Origin of the sequence: Bacillus rhizoplanae (genome assembly GCF_917563915.1) — a bacterium.
Lineage (GTDB): Bacteria > Bacillota > Bacilli > Bacillales > Bacillaceae_G > Bacillus_A > Bacillus_A rhizoplanae.
In genome coordinates, this window is sequence record NZ_CAKJTI010000001.1 from 313,307 (window position 1) to 337,191 (window position 23,885).

The window sequence follows — 23,885 nt, forward strand, 5'->3', positions numbered from 1 at the left end:
TTAATTATGGGTAAGGAGAATGAATATGAAACGTGAAAGATTGTTACATCTTCATTACTATTTGGCGGATCAGTGGAAAGTACTCCGGCGTTTACTATCTATCGACCCTCAGTTAACCGATATTTATTCCTTTCAAGCTCCTCAAATTGAAAAACATCTTGGGCTGCCTATGCAAAAAGCTTCTGCACTTGTTTCGTATCTTCAAAAAACACTTCCTTCTTTCTGTATTCAAAAATTACAAGATGAACACATTTTTTATATAACGATATGGGATGATGACTATCCGAGTTTATTGCGCGAAATTCCTGATCCTCCGTTTGTTTTATATGGAAAGGGAAGAAAAGAATTGCTACAATGGACAAAAAAAATAGCCGTTGTGGGAACGAGAAATCCGTCTTTATACGGAAAAGGAAGCATACAATCTATTTTACAACCGCTTATGAAAAATGAATGGTTAATTGTGAGTGGGCTTGCAAGTGGTATCGATTCAATTGCGCATGAAATTGCAGTAGAGCAGCGCTTTGCGACAATTGCAGTATTAGGACACGGCTTACAATATATGTATCCAAAAAAGAATCAATCTTTTTATGAAAAATGGAAAGAACAAATCGTACTTGTAACGGAGTATCCCCCGCATTATGCGCCGCAAAAATGGTATTTTCCGAGGCGAAACCGTATTATAAGTGGACTTTGTCAAGGTGTTCTCGTGGTAGAGGCGAATGCTCGGAGTGGTTCTCTTATTACAGCGGACTTTGCTTTAGAACAAAATAGAGAAGTATTTGCCTTACCAGGTCCTAGCTATATTGAGAGTGCTGCGGGAACGAATCAGCTCATCCAACAAGGAGCGAAATTAGTTCAATGTGCCAAAGATGTGATAGAAGAACTTTCAAATTGCTAGTATATTTTATATTTTTATTAAACAATTATTGACAAATAGTAGATTGTCACTGTATGTTATATTCATTGTTGATTGACAAAAACGAGAAAAATCAATAATATTAGTCAATAATCCATCCAAAAAAGTTTTAAGAGCTTTGAGGAAGGAGCATTTGTGTGAAAAAAGATGAAGACTTGAATCCACCTCTTAAGGAGGCACTAGCATGTCAGATTACCTTGTAATCGTGGAGTCGCCTTCTAAGGCGAAAACCATTGAAAAATATTTAGGGAAAAAATACAAAGTAATCGCGTCTATGGGCCATGTTCGCGATTTACCTAAAAGCCAAATGGGAATAGAAGTTAAAAACAATTTCACCCCAAAATATATTACCATTCGTGGTAAAGGTCCTGTTTTAAAAGATTTGAAGACAGCAGCAAAAAAAGCAAAAAAAGTCTATCTCGCAGCCGATCCAGATCGTGAGGGAGAAGCGATTGCTTGGCATTTAGCAAATACGCTGAATGTAGATATAGAGTCAGATTGCCGTGTTGTATTCAATGAAATTACAAAAGATGCCATTAAAGAATCCTTTAAACATCCTCGTGCGATTAATATGGATTTAGTGGATGCACAGCAAGCAAGACGCGTGCTTGACCGACTTGTTGGTTATAATATTAGTCCTTTACTATGGAAGAAAGTAAAAAAAGGATTAAGTGCAGGGCGTGTGCAGTCTGTTGCAGTACGCTTAATTATAGATCGCGAAAAAGAAATTCAAGCGTTTATACCAGAAGAATTCTGGACGATTAAAACTGAATTTGTAAAAGGAAAAGAGACGTTTGAAGCATCCTTCTATGGAATAAATGGGGAAAAAGTAGAATTAACAAATGAACAACAAGTAAATGAAATCATTGAAAAAATGCAAGAAAATGCATTTTCAGTTGAAAGTGTAACGAGAAAAGAACGAAAACGTAATCCTGCATTACCATTTACGACATCTTCTCTGCAACAAGAAGCTGCGAGAAAATTAAATATGCGAGCAAAGAAAACGATGATGCTTGCACAGCAGCTTTATGAAGGTATTGATATTGGAAAGCAAGGAACGGTCGGATTAATTACATATATGAGAACAGATTCAACGAGAATTTCAGAAACAGCGCAACAAGAAGCACGTTCTTATATTGAAGAAGCGTTTGGGGCAGACTACATAGGGACACAAAAGAAGAAAGAGTCGAAAAAGGCAAATGCACAAGATGCGCATGAAGCGATTCGACCTTCATCTGTCTTGCGTAAACCAGATGAATTAAAAAGCTATTTGAGCCGTGACCAATATCGTTTATATAAACTGATTTGGGAGCGATTTGTTGCAAGTCAGATGGCATCTGCTATAATGGATACCGTTACAGCTACATTGATAAACAATTCTGTTCAATTTCGTGCGAATGGATCTGTTGTGAAATTCCCGGGATTTATGAAAGTATATGTGGAAACAAAAGATGATGGAGCAGAAGAGAAGGATAGAATGTTACCTAAGTTAGACATAGGAGAAACGGTCTTTTCTAAAGATGTCGAACCGAAACAACATTTCACTCAGCCGCCACCACGTTATACAGAGGCACGTTTAGTAAAAACGTTAGAGGAACTTGGAATTGGTAGACCGTCTACATATGTACCGACGCTAGAAACGATTCAAAAACGTGGATATGTAGGGTTAGACAATAAGAGATTTATTCCGACTGAGCTTGGCGAAATTGTAATTGAGCTTATTTTAGAGTTTTTCCCAGAAATTATTAATATCGAGTTTACAGCTAATATGGAGCAAAATCTTGATGAAGTAGAAGAGGGAAAAGCAAATTGGGTACAAATTGTTGATGATTTCTACAAAGAGTTTGAACCGCGTTTAGAGAAAGCGGAGAAAGAAATGCGCGAAGTAGAAATTAAAGATGAGCCTGCCGGGGAAGATTGTGAGCTGTGCGGTAACCCAATGGTCTTTAAAATGGGTAAATTCGGAAAGTTTATGGCTTGTTCTAATTTCCCAGATTGCCGAAATACAAAACCGATTGTTAAAGAAATCGGTGTTACATGTCCGAAGTGTAACGAAGGACAAATTATTGAACGACGAAGTAATAAAAAGAAACGTCTTTTTTACGGCTGTGGTACATATCCAGAGTGCGACTTCGTTTCTTGGGATAAGCCGATTGGTCGGAAATGTCCTAAGTGTGAAGGGATGCTTGTTGAGAAGAAGTTGAAAAAAGGCGTTCAAGTACAGTGTATTTCTTGTGATTATGAAGAAGAACAACAAATGTGAGCCTACAAGCTCACATTTTTTTCGGGAAATGAAAAAAGAAAGGTGAGACAAATGACAACACAAGTAGTAAACGTAATTGGTGCAGGTCTTGCAGGAAGCGAAGCGGCTTATCAAATCGCAAAACGTGGCGTTCAAGTAAAATTATATGAAATGAGACCAGTAAAACAAACACCAGCTCATCATACAGATAAATTTGCTGAGCTTGTATGTAGTAACTCGCTTCGTGCAAATACATTAACAAATGCGGTTGGTGTAATTAAAGAAGAGATGCGCCGTATGGATTCTGTTATTATTCGTGCAGCAGATGAGTGTTCTGTACCAGCGGGCGGTGCTTTAGCTGTAGACCGTCATGAATTTGCGGCGAAGGTAACGGAATATGTGAAAAATCATCCGAACGTAACGGTAATGAATGAGGAAATTACAGAAATTCCAGAAGGACCTACTGTAATTGCAACAGGACCGCTTACTTCACCAGCGCTATCAGCACAACTAAAAGAGCTAACGGGTGAGGATTATTTTTACTTCTATGATGCAGCAGCGCCGATTGTGGAAAAAGAAAGCATTGATATGGAGAAAGTATATTTAAAATCTCGTTATGATAAAGGTGAAGCAGCATATTTAAACTGTCCTATGACAGAAGAAGAATTTAACCGTTTTTATGATGCGTTAATTGCTGCGGAAACAGTGCCATTAAAAGAATTCGAGAAGGAAGTTTTCTTTGAAGGGTGTATGCCTGTAGAAGTAATGGCAAACCGCGGTCGACAAACATTACTATTTGGACCGATGAAACCAGTTGGATTAGAAGATCCGAAAACAGGGAAAACACCGTATGCGGTTGTTCAATTACGTCAAGATGATGCGGCAGGAACATTATACAATATTGTTGGTTTCCAAACACACTTAAAGTGGGGGCCACAAAAAGAAGTGTTACAATTAATTCCTGGACTAGAAAATGCAGAGATTGTACGTTATGGTGTGATGCACCGTAATACATTTATTAATTCGCCGAAATTACTTCGTCCGACATACCAATATAAAAATCGGAATGATTTATTCTTTGCTGGACAAATGACTGGAGTAGAGGGATATGTAGAATCAGCCGCTTCGGGCTTATGGGCAGGTATAAATGCAGCTCGCCTTGTGAAAGGTGAAGAGCCGGTTGTTTTACCGCCAGTAACAGCAATGGGCAGTATGGCGAATTACATCACAACGACAAATGTGAAAAACTTCCAACCGATGAACGCGAATTTCGGATTGTTTGCACCGCTAGAAAAGAAAATCAAGAAGAAGCAAGAACGTAACGAAGCGTATGCAAATCGCGCTTTAGAAACAATTCAAAATTTTGTAAATATTTAGTCAAATTTCTTGCAAAGGCTACTAAATTGTGATACGATTTAGTAGCCTTTATTGAGGTGAAGAGTATGGATGAACATGTGAATAAAATGTTACAATTATTCGTCGGATATTTACAAATTGAAAGAAATTATTCAAAATATACAATTGAAAGTTATCAAAATGATTTAGAACATTTTGTACAATTTATGAAGCGAGAAGATATTTCCTCTTTTGCGGATATTACGTATGTTGATGTTCGTTTATATTTAACAACTTTGCATAATGAAAAGTTAGCAAGGAAATCAGTAGCGCGCAAAATCTCGAGTTTACGAAGTTTGTACCGTTTTTTGATGCGTGAAGGATATCGGGAAGATAATCCATTTGCACTTGCGTCACTCCCTAAAAAAGAGTGGTCAATCCCAAAGTTTTTGTATGTTGAAGAATTAGAGCAGTTATTTGAAGCTTCTGATACTGACAAGCCATTAGGACAGCGAGATCAGGCTTTATTGGAGCTCATGTATGCGACGGGTATTCGTGTCAGTGAATGTGTGAAGCTTCAACTTACCGATATTGATTTTTCAATTGGGACGATTTTGGTGATGGGGAAAGGAAAGAAACAGCGCTATGTTCCCTTTGGGAGTTATGCACAAGATGCTTTACTAACTTACATAGAAAATGGGAGAAAACGATTGGAGAAAAAATCGGAGAAACACTCCCAAATGGTGTTTTTAAATGCGAAAGGGACACCGTTAACAGATCGGGGCGTTCGATATATTTTAAATGAACTAATAAAAAAAACTTCCCTTACAATGCATATAAGCCCTCATATGTTAAGACATACATTTGCGACTCATATGTTAAATGAAGGGGCAGACTTACGAACTGTACAAGAGCTATTAGGGCATGAAAATTTATCGGCAACACAAATTTATACGCATGTTTCAAAAGAAAGATTGCGTTCTGTTTACATGATGCATCATCCCCGCGCATAAATTGCTTTTAAAAGCTATAAAAACAAATAAAGGAGTTTTTTCTATGGGAAATTTCCATGCTACAACGATATTTGCAATTCACCATAATGGAGCATGTGCAATGGCTGGAGACGGGCAAGTTACGCTTGGAAATGCTGTTGTTATGAAGCATACAGCTCGTAAAGTTCGAAAGTTATTTCACGGTAAAGTGTTAGCTGGTTTTGCGGGTTCTGTCGCAGATGCTTTTACGTTATTTGAGATGTTCGAAGGGAAGCTTGAAGAGTACAACGGTAATTTGCAGCGAGCTGCTGTAGAAATGGCAAAACAGTGGCGAGGAGATAAAATGCTTCGCCAATTAGAGGCAATGTTAATCGTTATGGATAAAAATACGTTGTTACTTGTTTCAGGGACAGGTGAAGTGATTGAACCTGATGATGGTATTTTAGCGATTGGATCTGGTGGGCATTATGCACTTGCAGCAGGGCGTGCTTTAAAACAGCATGCAGGTGATCATTTTACAGCAAGAGAAATTGCGAAAGCAAGTTTAGAAATCGCTAGCAATATTTGTGTATATACGAACGAAAATATTATTGTGGAAGAATTGTAGAACTGTAAGGGAGGCGTTTTATATGCATTTACATTTTACTCCGCGACAAATTGTAGAGAAGCTAGATCAATATATTATTGGTCAAAGAGATGCGAAAAAAGCGGTTGCAGTGGCGCTCCGAAATCGTTATCGCCGCAGTAAGTTAGCGGAAGGACTTCGCGATGAAATTGCACCCAAAAATATCTTAATGATTGGGCCGACTGGGGTCGGGAAAACAGAAGTGGCGAGACGAATCGCAAAGCTTGTCAGTGCTCCCTTTATTAAAGTAGAGGCGACAAAATTTACAGAAGTAGGCTATGTTGGCCGTGATGTTGAATCTATGGTTCGTGATCTTGTGGAAACTTCTGTTCGAATTGTGAAAGAAGAAAAAATGGTTCATGTTAAAGATAAAGCGGAAGAGCAAGCGAACCAGCGGATTGTTGAAATCTTAGTACCGCATAAACAAAAAGAGTCGGGGTTTAAAAATCCGTTAGAAATGTTATTTGGCGGATATCAAAATCAAAGCACAACTCCAGCATCGGAGCAGCAGGATGAGCGGGAAGTTGAGCAGAAACGAAAAGAAGTAGAAAAGCAGCTTGCTGCAGGTTTACTAGAAGATGAAGCGATTACAATTGAAGTGACAGAACAACAATCATCTATGTTCGATATGCTTCAAGGTACAGGAATGGAACAAATGGGCATGAATTTTCAAGATGCGCTTGGAAGTTTTATGCCGAAAAAAACGAAGAAACGTAAACTTTCTGTAAAAGAAGCGAGAAAAGTCTTGACAAATGAAGAGGCACAGCGCTTAATTGATATGGATGAAGTTACGCAAGAGGCTGTTTATCGTGCTGAACAGCTTGGAATTATTTTTATTGATGAGATTGACAAAATTGCTGGTAAACAATCGAATAGCGTTGATGTATCACGTGAAGGCGTACAGCGGGATATCTTACCGATTGTGGAAGGATCGACTGTTGTGACAAAGTATGGACCGATAAGAACGGATTACGTTTTATTTATTGCAGCGGGCGCTTTCCATATGTCAAAGCCGTCAGATTTAATTCCAGAACTACAAGGAAGATTCCCGATTCGAGTAGAATTAACGAAATTGTCAGCAGATGATTTTGTGAAAATCCTTGTAGAGCCAGATAATGCTTTAGTAAAACAATATATAGCATTATTGGAAACGGAAGGTATAGAAATTGAATTTTCTGACGAAGCTATTCGTAAGATTGCCGAGATTGCCTATCAAGTCAATCAAGATACAGATAATATTGGAGCAAGAAGGCTTCATACCATTATGGAAAAACTTCTTGAAGATTTATCGTTTGAAGCATCTGAAATTACGTTAGAAAAGGTAACGATAACACCTCAGTATGTAGAGGAAAAGTTAGCGACGATTGCTAAAAATAAAGATGTGAGCCAGTTTATTTTGTAATAGTATCATCAGGTGACTCGCCCTAGTATCCAAGAGATTAAAAGTATGTGAATAATATGTAGGAGGAAATTTTGAAATGGAATTATTAGCAAAAACAAGAAAGCTGAATGCGTTATTACAGAGCGCAGCAGGAAAACCAGTAAACTTTAGAGAAATGGCTGACACAATGTGTGAAGTAATTGAAGCGAACGTATTTGTTGTAAGTCGTCGTGGAAAATTATTAGGATATGCAATTCACCAACAAATCGAAAATGAGCGCATGAAACAAATGCTTGCTGAGCGTCAATTCCCAGAAGAGTATACAAAGAACTTATTCAATGTAACTGAAACATCTCCAAACCTAGAAGTAAACAGTGAGTATACAGCGTTCCCTGTAGAAAACAGAGAGTTATTTGGTCAAGGTTTAACAACTATCGTACCAATCGTTGGCGGTGGTGAGCGTCTAGGTACATTAGTATTAGCGCGTCTTGGTCAAGAATTTTTAGATGATGATTTAATTCTTGCTGAATACAGTTCTACTGTAGTAGGTATGGAAATTCTACGTGAAAAAGCAGAAGAAATTGAAGAAGAAGCACGTAGTAAAGCGGTTGTACAAATGGCGATTAGCTCATTATCATACAGTGAACTAGAAGCAATTGAGCATATTTTCGAAGAATTAAATGGAACAGAAGGCTTACTTGTTGCAAGTAAAATTGCTGATCGTGTAGGTATTACGCGTTCTGTAATCGTAAACGCACTTCGTAAGTTAGAAAGTGCTGGTGTAATCGAATCTCGTTCTTTAGGTATGAAAGGAACATACATTAAAGTATTAAATGATAAATTTTTACATGAACTTGCGAAATTAAAAACAAACTAATTTCAAAAGACTAAGAGCTCTTCTGTATAGTACAGAAGAGCTCTTTTTTAGTGTGCTCAGCAGAAAAAATTTCTAATAAGGGAGACGCTTTATCATTAAAATAGCTTAGAAATAAGGGAGAATGGCAATACTGTAATATGATTCGACAGTAAGAATAAGTAGATGAGAAAGAAAGTTTCACAATGTATGTATTTTCGACTTGATTGTGATATTTTGTTGTGATATAGTTGTCAGTGGTGTCAGTACAAAGTACACACGTTCATTGATTTAAGTGTTGGTGCTACGCTTGTAGTTTCGCTTAAAGATGAAGTGAACGGAGGATATCAAAAACCATTTAGGAGGAACTAAATTATGTCAGTAATTTCTATGAAGCAATTGCTTGAAGCTGGTGTTCACTTCGGACATCAAACTCGTCGTTGGAACCCAAAAATGAAACGTTACATTTTCACAGAGCGTAACGGTATCTATATCATCGACTTACAAAAAACTGTGAAAAAAGTTGAAGAAGCATTCAACGTAATGAGAGACATCGCTGCTAACGGCGGTAACGTATTATTCGTAGGTACAAAAAAACAAGCACAAGATGCTATCAAAGAAGAAGCAACTCGCGCTGGTATGTACTTCGTTAACCAACGTTGGTTAGGTGGTACGTTAACAAACTTCCAAACAATTCAAAAGCGTATTAAACGCCTTAAAGACATCGAAAGAATGCAAGAAGATGGCACTTTCGAAGTACTTCCTAAGAAAGAAGTTGTACAACTTAAGAAAGAATTAGAGCGTCTTGAAAAATTCTTAGGCGGCATTAAAGATATGAAAGGTCTTCCAGATGCATTATTCATAGTAGACCCTCGTAAAGAGCGTATCGCAGTTGCTGAAGCACGCAAATTAAACATTCCAATCATCGGTATTGTTGATACAAACTGTGATCCAGATGAAATTGATCATGTAATCCCAGCAAACGATGATGCAATTCGTGCTGTAAAACTTCTTACATCTAAAATGGCAGACGCGATCCTTGAAGCAAAACAAGGTGAAGAAACTGTTACTGCGTAACAAATTTAGAAAGGTGATAAGGGGATAAGCCTTTTATCACCTTTTTTAAGGTATATACATATTTTAGGAGGATGAAAAGTATGGCAATTACTGCACAAATGGTAAAAGAACTTCGCGAAAAAACTGGCGCAGGTATGATGGACTGCAAAAAGGCGTTAACAGAAACTAACGGTGACATGGAGAAAGCAGTTGACTTCCTACGTGAGAAAGGTATTGCAAAAGCTGCGAAAAAAGCAGATCGCATTGCCGCTGAAGGATTAACTTATATCGAAACAAACGGTAACGATGCACTTATTTTAGAGTTAAACTCTGAAACTGACTTCGTAGCGAAAAACGAAGGATTCCAAACGTTAATAAAAGAATTAGCTGCTCATTTATTAGCTAATAAACCTGCAAGCATTGAAGAAGCAATGGCTCAAACAATTGCAAATGGAAAAACTGTAGAAGAGTACATCAACGAAGCAATCGCTAAAATTGGTGAAAAGCTTACACTTCGTCGTTTTGAAATCGTAACAAAAACTGATGCAGATGCTTTCGGCGCTTACTTACACATGGGTGGACGTATCGGCGTATTAACAGTTCTTGAAGGTACAACTGATGAAGACGCTGCAAAAGATGTATCAATGCACGTAGCTGCGGTTAACCCAAAATACATTGACCGTGACGCTGTAACAGCTGAAGAAGTTGAGCATGAGCGTGAAGTATTAACGCAGCAAGCTTTAAACGAAGGCAAGCCTGAAAAAATCGTTGCTAAGATGGTTGAAGGTCGCCTAGGTAAATTCTTCGAAGAGATTTGCTTACTTGATCAAGCATTCGTTAAAAATCCTGATATGAAAGTTCGTCAGTTCGTTGAGTCTAAAGGCGGCACAATAAAAGGATTTGTTCGCTATGCTGTTGGTGAAGGTATTGAAAAGCGTCAAGACAACTTTGCTGAAGAAGTAATGAACCAAGTAAAAGGCAGCAATTAATAAAGATTGGGGGACACATTGTGTTCCCTTTTTTAAAATAAAGATGTAGGCGATGGAGGTTCATTATGAGTAAGCCAAAATATAATCGTGTAGTATTAAAGCTAAGCGGGGAAGCTTTAGCTGGAGATAAAGGATTTGGAATTAATCCGTCTGTTATTAAGTCGGTTGCTGAGCAAGTGAAAGAAATTGCTGAGTTAGACGTAGAAGTAGCAGTTGTTGTTGGCGGTGGTAACATTTGGCGCGGTAAGATTGGTAGCGAAATGGGAATGGATCGTGCAACGGCTGACTATATGGGAATGTTAGCAACGGTAATGAACTCTTTAGCTCTTCAAGACAGCTTAGAGAATTTAGGAGTTCAAACACGTGTACAAACTTCTATTGAAATGCGTCAAGTGGCGGAACCATATATTCGCCGTAAAGCAAATCGTCATTTAGAGAAAAAACGTGTTGTTATTTTTGCAGCAGGTACAGGAAACCCTTACTTCTCTACTGATACAACAGCAGCACTACGTGCAGCTGAGATTGAGGCAGATGTTATTTTAATGGCGAAAAATAATGTAGATGGCGTATATAGTGCAGATCCAACTGTTGATGAAACAGCAACAAAATATGAGTCACTTACATATTTAGATGTCTTAAAAGAAGGTTTAGGTGTAATGGATTCTACAGCTTCTTCTTTATGTATGGATAATGACATTCCATTAATTGTATTCTCTATTATGGAAGAAGGAAATATTAAGCGCGCCGTTCTCGGCGAAAATATTGGAACAATTGTGAGGGGGAAATAATAATGGGACAACAAGTTTTAAGCAATGCAAAAGAGAAAATGGAAAAAGCAACTGCTGCATATTCTCGTGAACTTTCAACAGTTCGTGCAGGACGCGCAAGTGCTTCTGTATTAGATAAAGTACAAGTAGATTACTACGGTGCACCAACACCTGTTGTACAATTAGCAAATATTACAGTGCCAGAAGCACGTTTACTAGTTATTCAGCCATACGATAAGACATCTATCGGCGATATTGAAAAAGCAATTTTAAAAGCTGACTTAGGATTAAATCCTTCTAATGATGGTTCTGTCATTCGTATTGCGTTCCCTGCATTAACAGAAGAACGTCGTCGTGAACTTGTGAAAGTTGTGAAAAAATATTCTGAAGATGCAAAAGTAGCTGTTCGTAACGTTCGCCGTGATGCAAATGATGAGTTGAAAAAACTTGAGAAAAACGGTGAAATTACAGAAGATGATTTAAGAGGGTACACAGAAGATATCCAAAAAGAAACGGATAAATATATCGCAAAAGTTGACGATATTACAAAAAACAAAGAAAAAGAAATTATGGAAGTGTAATCGCGAAGCTTTCGCAAATATGACCCTCTTCTTAAGGGGGTCTTTTTACACTTTTAGGCATATGTCTGCTCGTTGGAGGGTTTGAATGATGTTTAAAAAACTTCCTTTTTTTAAAGGCAATAAGATCGCGTCGTTTGATCATCTCGTAGAAGAAGCAAAAAAAGGAGAAATTCCAGCGCATATTGCAATCATTATGGATGGTAATGGAAGATGGGCGAAAAGAAGGGCGATGCCTCGCATTGCAGGTCATCATGAAGGAATGCAAGTCGTAAAGAAAATTACGAAATTTGCTAGTAAGCTCGGTGTCAAAGTACTGACCCTTTACGCCTTTTCTACAGAGAACTGGAAAAGACCGAAATTAGAAGTGGATTATTTAATGAAACTTCCTGAAGAATTTTTAGGTACATTTTTGCCAGAGCTCAATGAACAAAATGTACAAGTACGTGTGATAGGACAAAAGGATCGTCTTCCAACTCATACGCGCAGGGCGATGGAAAAAGCGATTGAAGATACGAAAGATAACACGGGTTTAATCTTAAATTTTGCGTTAAACTATGGAAGTCGTGATGAAATTGTGTCTGCTGTGCAAAATATGGTTAGGGATAGTGAAGAAGGAAAACTTCGTTCTGCAGAAATAACAGAAGATACTATTTCTTCGTATTTAATGACAAGAACATTGCCTGATCCTGATTTACTAATTCGAACAAGCGGTGAAATCCGTATTAGTAATTTTATGCTGTGGCAAATTGCTTATACAGAACTTTGGTTTACCGATGTAAATTGGCCGGATTTTACAGAAGAACATTTATTACAGTCTATTACTGACTTCCAAAATAGAGGTCGCAGATTTGGAGGCGTGTAGAAAGAGAGGGTTTGGTAGTGAAACAGAGAATGATTACTGGAGTGATTGCTGCCGCGCTATTCATTCCCATCGTATTTTACGGTGGCGTGCCTTTTACAATTTTAGTGTATGCATTAGCTTCTGTTGGATTATATGAATTAATTCGAATGAATAAGCTAACGATTATTTCTGTGCCAACAGTTTTAGCAGCATTATTGCTGTGGACTATTTTAGTTCCAAGTAATGTAACGGGCGTATTTGAAACAATTGGTTTAACGAAAGTGGACATTACATTTGTAATTGTCTTATTGCTTTTATCATATACTGTCCTTTCTAAGAATACATTTACTTTTGACAATGCTGCATTTTTATTGATGGCAACAACTTATGTTGCAATGGGGTTCTTTTATTTGAATGAAACTCGTATTGCAGGAATTCAATATGTATTTTATGCATTGTTTGTGATTTGGGCAACGGATTCTGGTGCTTACTTTATTGGAAAAGCAATCGGGAAACGCAAACTTTGGCCAGAAATTAGTCCAAATAAAACGATAGAAGGTTCTATCGGCGGTATTTTATGTGGAATTGTTGTTGCTCTTGTGTATAATGTATTTTTACCGGTTCATTCAAATATAAGTGTCCTTATTGCAGTTACAACTGCAATATCGGTATTTGGCCAAATTGGAGACTTAGTAGAATCGGCATTTAAACGTCATTATGGTGTGAAAGATTCAGGTACAATTTTACCAGGACACGGTGGTATTCTCGATCGAACTGACAGCTGGTTATTTGTATTACCGTTATTACATTTCTTACATTTCATTTAATGAACGAACGAGGAGTTGGAGTAATGAAAACCATTAGTTTATTAGGTGCAAGTGGATCAATTGGAACGCAAACATTAGATGTATTGCGCTCGCACCAAGACCAATTCCGTCTCGTTGCTTTTTCTGTTGGGAGAAACATTGAGTTTGCTCAGCAAATGATTCAAGAGTTTTCTCCTGAGATTGTGTCTGTACAACAAAAGGAAGATGCTTGGCGATTACAAACAGTTTGTGGAAATACGAAAATTGTATATGGAGATGAAGGGCTGCTTGAAGTTGCACTTCATCCAGATGCAGAAATACTTGTAAACGCTGTTGTTGGTAGTGTCGGATTACTACCGACATTACGAGCAATTGAGGCGAAAAAAACGATTGCAATTGCAAATAAAGAAACATTAGTAACAGCAGGACATTTAGTTATGGAAGCTGCAAAAAAGCATAACGTACCTTTACTTCCTGTAGATAGTGAGCACTCTGCTATTTTCCAATGCTTAAACGGAGAAAATGAGAAGCGTATTTCTCGATTAATTTTGACAGCATCAGGTGGAAGTTTCCGAGATAAAACGAGGAATGAACTTCAACATGTGACAGTAGAAGATGCACTTCGTCATCCAAACTGGTCTATGGGTTCGAAAATTACAATTGATTCTGCTACAATGATGAATAAGGGATTAGAGGTTATCGAAGCGCATTGGCTTTTTAATATCCCTTATGAGCAAATCGATGTTGTATTACATAAAGAAAGTATCATTCACTCAATGGTTGAGTTTGAAGATCGCAGTGTAATGGCGCAGCTTGGTACACCAGATATGCGTGTTCCAATTCAATATGCACTTACTTACCCTGATCGTTTTTCACTTCCAAACGCTAAACAGCTGAATTTATGGGAAATTGGAACATTACATTTTCAAACAATGGATATGGAACGTTTCCGTTGCCTTCGATTTGCATATGAAGCTGGGAAAACGGGAGGAAGTATGCCAACTGTGATGAATGCAGCTAATGAAGCCGCTGTAGAAGCTTTTCTGCAAAAGAAAATCAGTTTCTTAACAGTAGAAGACCTCATTGAAAAAGCAATGCACCATCACAATGTCATTGCGCGTCCAAGCTTAGAAGAAATTCAGGAAATCGATGCTGCCACAAGACGATTTGTGATGGAACAAATTTAGCAAAGGTGGTTATGGAACTTGAATACAGCGATTACCTTTATTTTAATTTTCGGTGCACTCGTGTTTTTCCATGAACTTGGACATTTGTACTTTGCCAAACGTGCTGGCATTTTGTGTCGTGAATTTGCCATTGGTTTTGGTCCAAAATTGTTCTCGTTTGAAAAAAATGAAACAGTTTATACAGTTCGTTTACTTCCACTTGGTGGTTATGTACGAATGGCTGGAGAGGATCCAGAAACAATTGAACTAAAACCGGGTACAAAAGTTGGACTTGTGTTAAACGAAAAAGAAGAGGTTACGAAAATTGTTTTGGATAATCGTGAAAAATATCCAAATGTTCGTGTTGTTGAAGTGGAACAAGCTGACTTGGAACATAAGCTAATCATATCTGGATATGAAGAGTATGAAGAAGATTTACAAACATTTCGGGTTCACGAGAAAGCTCGTTACGTTTCAGCAGGAGAGGAGACGCAGATTGCGCCGTTTAATCGGCAATTTGGCTCAAAAACGTTAGGACAACGAGCGCTTGCTATTGTTGCTGGTCCAGCAATGAACTTTGTTCTTGCTTTCGTTATATTTATTATCATTGGTTTTGTACAAGGAATTCCTGTAGATAAACCAATGATTGGAAAAGTGGTATCTGGTAGCGTGGCGCAGAAAGCTGGATTACATGAAGATGACATCGTTACGTCCATTAATAATGAATCAACAAATAGTTGGAAAGATGTAGTGAATATCGTTCGTGAAAATCCAGGAAAAGAAATTACGATGAATGTAACACGTGATAGTCAAAAAGTAACGATACAAGTTACTCCTGCTGCTGAAAAAGAAGGGGACGTTACAGTTGGTAGAATTGGAGTACAATCGCCTGTTGAAAAGTCTCTATTTGGTTCAATTAAAGCAGGATTTGATGAAACATATAAATGGACAAAACTCATTTTTGGTTCCCTTATGCAGCTAATTACAGGACATTTCTCTATTAATGATTTATCTGGCCCAGTGGGGATTTATAATTTAACAGGTCAAGTTGTAGAGTATGGTACTATTCGTGTTCTTAGTTTAACAGCTGTTTTAAGTATAAATCTTGGTTTGTTTAATTTATTACCTATTCCTGCACTAGACGGGGGACGCCTTTTCTTCTTCTTAATTGAAGCGCTCCGCGGAAAACCGATTGATCGTCAAAAAGAAGGAATGGTTCACTTTATTGGTTTTGCTTTATTAATGTTACTTATGTTAGTTGTGACATGGAATGATATACGGAAGTTTTTCTTATAAAAGAGGTGCTATGAAATGAAACAAAGTATGATATTTAGTCCTACATTGCGTGAAGTACCAGCTGATGCGGAAATTAAAAGCCATCAGCTTCTACTACGCGCAGGATTTATGCGTCAAAATGCTTCGGGTATATATAGTTTTTTACCGCTTGGTCTGAAAGTATTGCATAAAGTAGAGCATATTGTTCGCGAAGAAATGGAGAAGGCTGGTGCAATAGAATTGTTAATGCCAGCTCTTCAAGCAGCTGAATTATGGCAAGAATCTGGACGCTGGTATTCATATGGTTCAGAATTAATGCGTATGAATGATCGGAATAATCGTGAGTTTGCGTTAGGAGCAACACATGAAGAAGTTATTACGGATCTTGTACGTGATGAAATTAAGTCATATAAAAAATTACCTTTAACACTTTATCAAATTCAAACAAAATTCCGTGATGAACAGCGACCTCGTTTTGGTTTGCTACGCGGAAGAGAGTTTTTAATGAAGGATGCATATTCCTTCCACGCGACGCAAGAGAGTTTAGATGAAGTGTATAATCGTCTTTTCCAAGCGTACTCTAACATTTTCACACGTTGTGGTTTAAACTTCCGTGCTGTTATCGCTGACTCTGGAGCAATGGGCGGAAAAGATACACATGAATTTATGGTGTTATCAGATGTAGGAGAAGATACAATTGCATATTCTGATACATCTGATTATGCTGCAAATATTGAGATGGCACCTGTTATTGCTTCTTATGAAAAGAGCGATGAAGTAGAAAAAGAGCTTGAAAAAGTAGCAACGCCAGATCAAAAATCAATTGAAGAAGTATCTGCGTTCTTAAATATTGAGGCATCAAATTGTATTAAGTCTATGGTCTTTAAAGTAGACGAGAAATTTATTGTTGCTCTTGTTCGCGGAGACCATGAAGTAAACGATGTTAAGGTGAAAAACCTATTCGGTGCTTCTGTTGTTGAACTTGCATCTCATGAAGAAGTAAAAGATTTATTAAACTGTGAAGTCGGCTCTTTAGGTCCAATTGGTGTAACAGGAGTAGAAGTAATTGCTGATCATGCTATACAAACTATCGTAAATGGATGTTGCGGAGCAAATGAAGAAGGTTTCCATTACGTGAATGTAAACCCAGAACGTGACTTTAAAGTAAGCCAATACACAGATTTACGTTTCATCCAAGAAGGAGACCTTTCTCCAGACGGCAAGGGAACAATTCGCTTTGCTCGCGGTATTGAAGTGGGACATGTATTTAAACTTGGTACACGCTATAGTGAATCTATGAATGCGACATTCTTGGATGAAAATGGTAAAACACAACCGATTATTATGGGTTGCTACGGAATTGGTGTATCTCGTACAGTTGCAGCGATCGCTGAGCAATTTAATGATGAGAACGGCTTAGTTTGGCCAAAGGCAGTTGCGCCATTCCATGTACATGTGATTCCAGTAAATATGAAATCTGATGCACAGCGTGAAGTCGGTGAAAATATCTACAATTCATTACAAGAGCAAGGGTATGAAGTATTATTAGATGACCGTGCAGAACGTGCAGGCGTAAAATTTGCTGATGCAGACTTATTTGGTCTTCCAGTTCGAGTAACAGTTGGTAAAAAAGCCGATGAAGGCATTGTCGAAGTAAAAGTACGTGCAACAAATGAATCTGCAGAAGTGAAAGTAGAAGAACTTCACACATACATTGCTAATATTTTAAAATAAGAAGAGGTACCTCGCTATGAGGTACCTTCTCTTGCTATGAGAAGAGCAATGGAAGTTTCTTGATATGATGAAAGGAGGCTGCATATGTCGTTAACAAACGAACAACAAGAGCGTTTTCAAATTTTGCTTGAGCAATTACAAATTCCTGAAAATCTTGTAAATGAATATTTGCAAGGTGGCGGTATTCAAAAATTACTTGTTGATAAAGTGAATAAGAGCTGGTGTTTTTATTTGCAAGTTTCACGTATTTTACCAGCGCAAGTATATGAATTATTAGAAGCGCAATTGCAAAGGTCATTTTCACATATTGCGAAAACATCGTTTATGTTAGAAACAGAAAATAAGAACTATACAGAAGCAGATGTCCAAGCATATTGGCCAATTTGTACAAATAAAATTACATTTTCTCCAATGTTTGCTTATTTAAAAGAGAAGCCGCCTCAAACGAATGGTGTGAAATTATTATTAGATGTAAATAACGATTTAGAAGCACAGACGGTTAAGAAAAATCTTGCGAAACCAATTGGAGATCAATATGAGGTGTTTGGGTTTCCGCGTTTTCAGCTTGAAACAAATGTAAAGCAAAATGATGAGGAAGTTCAAAAATTTCGTGAGCAAACAAAGCAAGAAGATCGTCAGCGTGTAATGCAAGCGATGGAAGAAATGGCAAAACGACAAGCGGAAGAACAAAATGAAATGGTGCATGAGGGACCTATTGTTCTTGGCTACTTGATTAAGCCTGATGAAGAAATTACACCACTTCGTGAAATTCAAGATGAGGAAAGAAGAAAAACAGTACAAGGTTATGTATTTGATGTTGAAACGAAAGAACTGCGAAGCGGGCGTACGTTATTGACATTAAAGATAACTGATTATACCGATTCCATTATGATTAAAATGTTCTCACGCGATAAAGAAGATATTCCGCTTTTGCAATCATTGAAAAAAGGAATGTGGGTAAAAGCGCGTGGATCCGTTCAAAACGATACGTTTGTTCGAGACTTGGTCATGATTGCAAACGATATTAATGAAATAACAGGGCCGTCTCGGAAAGATAAAGCACCTGAGGGAGAAAAAAGGGTAGAGCTTCATATGCATACTCCGATGAGTCAAATGGATGCTGTAACATCTGTATCGACACTTGTAAGTCAAGCGGCAAAATGGGGACATGAAGCAATAGCGGTGACAGATCATGCTGTTGCACAAGCTTTTCCTGAGGCGTATTCTGCTGGGAAAAAAGCAGGAATTAAAGTGATTTTTGGTGTAGAAGCGAACCTTGTTAATGATGGTGTACCAATTGCGTATAATGAAGAACATCGACTACTTGCTGATGAGACATATGTTGTATTCGACGTTGAGACGACAGGGTTATCAGCTGTATATGATACGGTTATTGAGCTTGCTGCTGTGAAAGTAAAAGGTGGAGAAATTATCGATCGTTTTGAATCCTTTGCAAATCCACATCAACCTTTATCAGCAACAATCATCGAATTAACAGGTATTACAGACGATATGTTAACGGATGCACCAGAAGTAGAAGAAGTGTTTAAAAAGTTTGAACAGTGGATGGGTAATCACACACTTGTCGCTCATAATGCAAGCTTTGATATGGGGTTCTTAAATGTTGGATTTAAGAAAAGTGGTCTAGAAAAAACGAAAAACCCAGTTATCGATACGTTAGAGTTGGCGCGTTTCTTATTTCCAGAGATGAAAAATCATCGTTTAAATACGTTATGTAAAAAGCTTGATATTGAATTAACACAACATCACCGTGCCATTTATGATACAGAAGCAACTGGTTATTTGCTTGTGAAAATGCTAAAAAGTGTAATCGAAAAAGGATTTGAATATCACGATCAGTTAAATGACAGTATGGGACAAGGTGATGCATATAAACGTGGACGTCCAAGTCATGTGACGCTGCTTGCAACATCGGATGAAGGGCTGAAGAACTTATATAAACTTGTTTCTTACGCTCATCTTCAATACTTCTACCGTGTACCGCGTATTCCGCGTTCTTTATTAAAGAAGTATCGCGAAGGTATATTAGTTGGTACAGCTTGTGATAAAGGCGAAGTATTTGAAGCGATGATGCAAAAGGCACCAGAAGAAGTAGAGGAAATTGCACAGTTTTATGACTACATCGAGGTTATGCCTCCAGAGGTGTTACGACATTTGGTGGAGCTTGAGTTCGTTCGTGATGAGGGTCAATTGAAAACAATTATTTCTAACTTAGTAAAGTTAGGTGAAACGTTAGATAAGCCTGTTGTTGCAACCGGGAATGTTCATTATCTAAATCCTGAAGATGCAATGTATCGTAAAATTTTAGTAAGTTCGCAAGGTGGAGCAAACCCATTAAATCGTCATTCATTGCCGCCTGTATATTTCAGAACAACAGATGAAATGCTAGATTGCTTCTCCTTCTTAGGAGAAGAGAAAGCAAAAGAACTTGTTGTAACCAATACGAAAAAAATCGCATCGATGATCGGTGAAGTAAAGCCTGTAAAAGATGACCTTTACACTCCAAAAATTGAAGGTGCAGACGATGAAACGCGGGATATGAGTTACGAAATGGCGCGGAGTATTTACGGGGATGAACTTCCAGAAATTGTAGAAGCCCGTTTGGAAAAAGAATTGAAAAGTATTATTGGACATGGATTTGCTGTTATTTATTTGATTTCACATAAGTTAGTAAAGAAATCTCTTGTTGATGGCTATCTTGTTGGCTCACGTGGTTCGGTTGGTTCGTCATTTGTTGCGACAATGATGGAGATTACAGAGGTAAATCCTTTGCCACCACATTATGTTTGTCCAAATTGTAAACATTCACAGTTTTTTAATGATGGTTCAGTCGGTTCTGGATTTGATTTACCTGATAAAGATTGTCCAAACTGCGGAACTGCATATAAAAAAGATGGCCATGATATTCCGTTCGAAACCTTCCTAGGCTTTAAAGGAGATAAGGTTCCGGATATTGATTTGAACTTCTCGGGAGAATATCAACCTCGCGCTCATAACTATACGAAAGTGCTGTTTGGTGAAGATAATGTATATCGTGCCGGAACAATTGGTACAGTTGCTGAAAAAACGGCGTATGGTTATGTGAAAGGCTATGCATCAGATCATAATTTAACGATACGAGGAGCAGAAGTGGATCGCCTTGTAGCGGGTTGTACAGGTGTTAAGAGAACGACGGGACAGCATCCAGGTGGTATTATCGTAGTCCCAGATTACATGGATGTCTTCGATTTTACACCTATTCAATATCCAGCAGATTCTTTAGATGCGGAGTGGAGAACAACACATTTTGATTTCCATTCTATTCATGATAATTTATTAAAACTTGATATACTTGGACACGATGATCCGACAGTTATTCGTATGCTTCAAGATTTAAGTGGAGTGGATCCAAAAACAATTCCGACTGATGATCCAGAAGTAATGAAAATTTTCTCAGGTACAGAATCGCTCGGCGTAACAGAAGAACAAATTAACTGTAAAACAGGTACACTTGGTATCCCGGAATTTGGTACAAAATTCGTTCGTCAAATGTTAGAGGAAACAAAGCCAACGACATTCTCTGAGCTTGTTCAAATTTCTGGATTATCACACGGCACAGATGTATGGCTCGGAAACGCAAATGAGTTAATCTATGACGGTACATGTACACTGAGTGAAGTAATTGGTTGTCGTGATGATATTATGGTGTATTTAATTTACCAAGGTTTAGAACCGTCCTTGGCATTTAAAATTATGGAATCTGTACGTAAGGGGAAAGGTGTGCCTCCAGAGTGGGAAGAGGAAATGCGTAATAATAATGTGCCAGGATGGTATATTGATTCATGTAAAAAGATTAAGTACATGTTCCCGAAGGCCCATGCGGCAGCATATGTCCTAATGGCTGTGCGCATCGCATATTTCAAAGTGCATTTTGCGCTCTTGTTTTATGCGGCATATTTCACAGTTCGTGCAGATGATTTTGATTTAGATGCAATGGTAAAAGGTTCAGCATCTATCCGTGCTAAAATTGATGAAATTACGCAAAAAGGATTAGATGCATCGCCGAAAGAGAAAAGTTTACTAACAGTATTAGAGATGACGCTAGAGATGTGTGAACGTGGTTACTCATTTCAAAAGGTTGATTTATATCGCTCTAGTGCAAGTGATTTTATTATTGATGGGGATACATTGATTCCACCATTTAATGCAATACCTGGTCTTGGTACAAATGCTGCGTTGAATATCGTAGCAGCACGTGAAAATGGCGAGTTCTTATCGAAAGAGGATTTACAGCAGCGCAGTAAGATTTCAAAAACAATTATTGAGTATTTAGACAGTCAAGGTTGTTTAGGAGAACTACCGGATCAAAACCAGCTATCTCTGTTCTAATAGGTAGGAAAAGTCTTTGCAAAACCATGGTTGCTATGCTATACTAGTAAGCGAGATAACCATGTCATGTATATTTTTTTAAAAAAAGAGTGGGGAAACCCACTCTTTCGTGTTACTATCTATGTTTCTGCGCCAAGACGATAGATGAGGCGCTTCTGTCGTATATACATATTTTGTTACAAGTTTTACTTCTTAAATTTGGTAATACTAAGACAGATATTCCCTGCTTATTGGCAGGGGCTTTTGTTAGCTAACGAGAAAGAATATACAAGCTGCGTTGGTTAACTGTACGCAGAGTGAAATCTTTCAAACGGTACATGGCGGCAGAAAGGAGGCTGTTTATGGATAAGAAAGTTACAGAAGTTGTTGAAGCACTTGCGCAGCCAATTGTCGAAGAGCTTGGTCTTGAGCTTGTAGATGTAGAGTATGTGAAAGAAGGAAAAGATTGGTTTTTACGCGTATCCATTGACTCTGATACAGGAGTAGATATTGAGGAATGTGGTGCGGTAAGTGAGCGATTAAGTGAAGCTTTAGATAAAGAGGATCCGATTCCTCATCTTTACTTTTTAGATGTATCCTCTCCAGGAGCGGAGCGTCCATTAAAGAAAGAAAAAGATTTCCATCAAGCAGTAGAAAAACAAGTTGCGATTAAAACATATGAGCCAATCGATGGTGAGAAAATGTTTGAAGGAAAACTACTCGCGTACGATGGAACAACAATCACATTACTATTAACAATTAAAACACGTAAAAAAGAAATCCAAATTCCAATGGATAAAGTTGCCAATGCGCGACTTGCAGTTACGTTTTAGTAAGAAGGGGGATCCTCATGAGCACTGAGTTGTTAGATGCTTTGCTCGTATTAGAACAAGAAAAAGGTATAAGCAAAGATATTATTATTGATGCTATTGAAGCAGCTTTAATCTCTGCTTATAAACGAAATTTTAACCAAGCGCAAAATGTTCGCGTTAGCTTCAACCCTGAAGTTGGAACTATTCAAGTATTAGCGCGTAAAGATGTAGTGGAAAATGTATTTGATCCACGTCTTGAAATTTCTGTTGAAAAAGCGAGACAAATTAATCCAAACTATCAAGAGGGCGATGTATTAGAACTTGAAGTTACGCCCAAAGATTTCGGACGTATTGCAGCACAAACAGCAAAACAAGTTGTGACGCAACGTGTACGCGAGGCAGAGCGTGGCGTTATTTATTCTGAGTTTAGCGATCGTGAAGAAGACATTATGGTTGGTATTGTACAACGTCAAGATGCTCGCTTTATTTATGTAAGTTTAGGAAAAGTAGAAGCGCTTTTACCTGTAAGTGAGCAAATGCCTAACGAACAATATAAACCGCATGATCGCATTCGTGTTTTCATTACAAAAGTAGAGAAAACAACAAAAGGGCCACAAATTTATGTATCTCGTACACATCCAGGTCTTTTAAAGCGTCTGTTTGAAATTGAAGTGCCAGAGATTTATGATGGAACTGTAGAAATTCGTTCTGTAGCACGTGAAGCTGGAGATCGTTCTAAAATCTCTGTGTACTCTGAAAACATCGATGTAGATCCAGTAGGTTCTTGTGTAGGGCCGAAAGGACAACGTGTACAACGCATTGTAGATGAGCTAAAAGGTGAAAAAATTGATATTGTTCGCTGGTCAAATGATCCAGTTGAATATGTAGCAAATTCATTGAGTCCATCACAAGTTGTAAAAGTGCTTGTAAACGAAGAAGAAAAAGCAACCACTGTAATTGTTCCAGATCATCAGCTTTCTTTAGCGATTGGTAAGCGTGGTCAAAATGCGCGACTTGCAGCGAAGTTAACTGGCTGGAAAATTGATATTAAAAGTGAGTCTGATGCGAAACAACTAGGACTTTTAACAGAAGAAGATATGATGATCGCATTCGATTCTGCTGAAGACGAAATCGAATAGAGGTGAT

At 38.0% G+C, this 23,885-nt stretch carries 19 protein-coding genes; all 19 read left to right on the plus strand.

Translation table 11 applies throughout. From position 1 onward, the window contains the following. Nucleotides 1-25 precede the first annotated feature (25 nt). The 19 genes from dprA (at nucleotide 26) to nusA (ending at nucleotide 23,878) form a co-directional block, all read left to right on the plus strand. Nucleotides 26-898 carry a DNA-processing protein DprA gene (gene dprA, locus LRP84_RS01680; protein WP_230573479.1) on the plus strand — a complete coding sequence of 291 codons (873 nt, stop codon included), beginning with the start codon at nucleotides 26-28 and terminating at the stop codon, nucleotides 896-898. A gap of 202 nt (nucleotides 899-1,100) precedes the next feature. Then, nucleotides 1,101-3,179, plus strand: coding sequence for a type I DNA topoisomerase (topA, locus tag LRP84_RS01685; protein WP_230573480.1), 2,079 nt, complete (start codon nucleotides 1,101-1,103; stop codon nucleotides 3,177-3,179). A gap of 51 nt (nucleotides 3,180-3,230) precedes the next feature. After that, nucleotides 3,231-4,535 carry an FADH(2)-oxidizing methylenetetrahydrofolate--tRNA-(uracil(54)-C(5))-methyltransferase TrmFO gene (gene trmFO / locus LRP84_RS01690; protein WP_230573481.1) on the plus strand — a complete coding sequence of 435 codons (1,305 nt, stop codon included), beginning with the start codon at nucleotides 3,231-3,233 and terminating at the stop codon, nucleotides 4,533-4,535. 65 nt (nucleotides 4,536-4,600) lie between these two features. After that, a complete protein-coding gene (gene xerC, locus LRP84_RS01695; RefSeq protein ID WP_230573482.1) occupies nucleotides 4,601-5,506 on the plus strand; it encodes a tyrosine recombinase XerC in 906 nt (301 codons plus the stop codon). A gap of 43 nt (nucleotides 5,507-5,549) precedes the next feature. Beyond that, complete coding sequence (hslV, locus tag LRP84_RS01700; protein WP_230573483.1) at nucleotides 5,550-6,092, plus strand: ATP-dependent protease subunit HslV; 543 nt, start codon at nucleotides 5,550-5,552, stop codon at nucleotides 6,090-6,092. 22 nt (nucleotides 6,093-6,114) lie between these two features. After that, nucleotides 6,115-7,512: an ATP-dependent protease ATPase subunit HslU gene (gene hslU, locus LRP84_RS01705; protein ID WP_230573484.1), complete on the plus strand. Its 1,398-nt coding sequence runs from the start codon at nucleotides 6,115-6,117 to the stop codon at nucleotides 7,510-7,512. Between the two features lie 76 nt (nucleotides 7,513-7,588). After that, on the plus strand, nucleotides 7,589-8,368 hold the full coding sequence (gene codY, locus LRP84_RS01710; protein WP_090912755.1) for a GTP-sensing pleiotropic transcriptional regulator CodY: 780 nt from the start codon (nucleotides 7,589-7,591) through the stop codon (nucleotides 8,366-8,368). A gap of 351 nt (nucleotides 8,369-8,719) precedes the next feature. After that, nucleotides 8,720-9,421, plus strand: a complete 702-nt coding sequence (gene rpsB, locus LRP84_RS01715) for a 30S ribosomal protein S2 (protein ID WP_035428981.1) — start codon at nucleotides 8,720-8,722, stop codon at nucleotides 9,419-9,421. An 80-nt stretch (nucleotides 9,422-9,501) separates the two neighbouring features. Next, nucleotides 9,502-10,389 carry a translation elongation factor Ts gene (tsf, locus tag LRP84_RS01720; protein ID WP_230573485.1) on the plus strand — a complete coding sequence of 296 codons (888 nt, stop codon included), beginning with the start codon at nucleotides 9,502-9,504 and terminating at the stop codon, nucleotides 10,387-10,389. Between the two features lie 65 nt (nucleotides 10,390-10,454). Next, nucleotides 10,455-11,177, plus strand: a complete 723-nt coding sequence (pyrH, locus tag LRP84_RS01725) for a UMP kinase (protein ID WP_098309689.1) — start codon at nucleotides 10,455-10,457, stop codon at nucleotides 11,175-11,177. Between the two features lie 2 nt (nucleotides 11,178-11,179). Continuing rightward, nucleotides 11,180-11,737, plus strand: a complete 558-nt coding sequence (gene frr, locus LRP84_RS01730; RefSeq protein WP_230573486.1) for a ribosome recycling factor — start codon at nucleotides 11,180-11,182, stop codon at nucleotides 11,735-11,737. A gap of 85 nt (nucleotides 11,738-11,822) precedes the next feature. After that, nucleotides 11,823-12,599 carry an undecaprenyl pyrophosphate synthase gene (gene uppS / locus LRP84_RS01735; RefSeq protein WP_230573487.1) on the plus strand — a complete coding sequence of 259 codons (777 nt, stop codon included), beginning with the start codon at nucleotides 11,823-11,825 and terminating at the stop codon, nucleotides 12,597-12,599. A gap of 17 nt (nucleotides 12,600-12,616) precedes the next feature. Beyond that, on the plus strand, nucleotides 12,617-13,405 hold the full coding sequence (locus LRP84_RS01740) for a phosphatidate cytidylyltransferase (protein ID WP_230573488.1): 789 nt from the start codon (nucleotides 12,617-12,619) through the stop codon (nucleotides 13,403-13,405). Nucleotides 13,406-13,428: 23 nt separating this feature from the next. Further along, a complete protein-coding gene (gene dxr / locus LRP84_RS01745; protein WP_230573489.1) occupies nucleotides 13,429-14,571 on the plus strand; it encodes a 1-deoxy-D-xylulose-5-phosphate reductoisomerase in 1,143 nt (380 codons plus the stop codon). A gap of 18 nt (nucleotides 14,572-14,589) precedes the next feature. Further along, on the plus strand, nucleotides 14,590-15,846 hold the full coding sequence (gene rseP, locus LRP84_RS01750; RefSeq protein WP_230573490.1) for an RIP metalloprotease RseP: 1,257 nt from the start codon (nucleotides 14,590-14,592) through the stop codon (nucleotides 15,844-15,846). A gap of 15 nt (nucleotides 15,847-15,861) precedes the next feature. Further along, nucleotides 15,862-17,559, plus strand: a complete 1,698-nt coding sequence (locus LRP84_RS01755; protein ID WP_230573491.1) for a proline--tRNA ligase — start codon at nucleotides 15,862-15,864, stop codon at nucleotides 17,557-17,559. 84 nt (nucleotides 17,560-17,643) lie between these two features. Continuing rightward, entirely contained in the window at nucleotides 17,644-21,948 is a 4,305-nt protein-coding gene (locus tag LRP84_RS01760) for a PolC-type DNA polymerase III (protein WP_230573492.1), read from the plus strand. Between the two features lie 341 nt (nucleotides 21,949-22,289). Beyond that, nucleotides 22,290-22,760: a ribosome maturation factor RimP gene (gene rimP / locus LRP84_RS01765; RefSeq protein WP_230573493.1), complete on the plus strand. Its 471-nt coding sequence runs from the start codon at nucleotides 22,290-22,292 to the stop codon at nucleotides 22,758-22,760. 17 nt (nucleotides 22,761-22,777) lie between these two features. Beyond that, nucleotides 22,778-23,878, plus strand: coding sequence for a transcription termination factor NusA (nusA, locus tag LRP84_RS01770; protein ID WP_230573494.1), 1,101 nt, complete (start codon nucleotides 22,778-22,780; stop codon nucleotides 23,876-23,878). Nucleotides 23,879-23,885 lie beyond the last annotated feature (7 nt).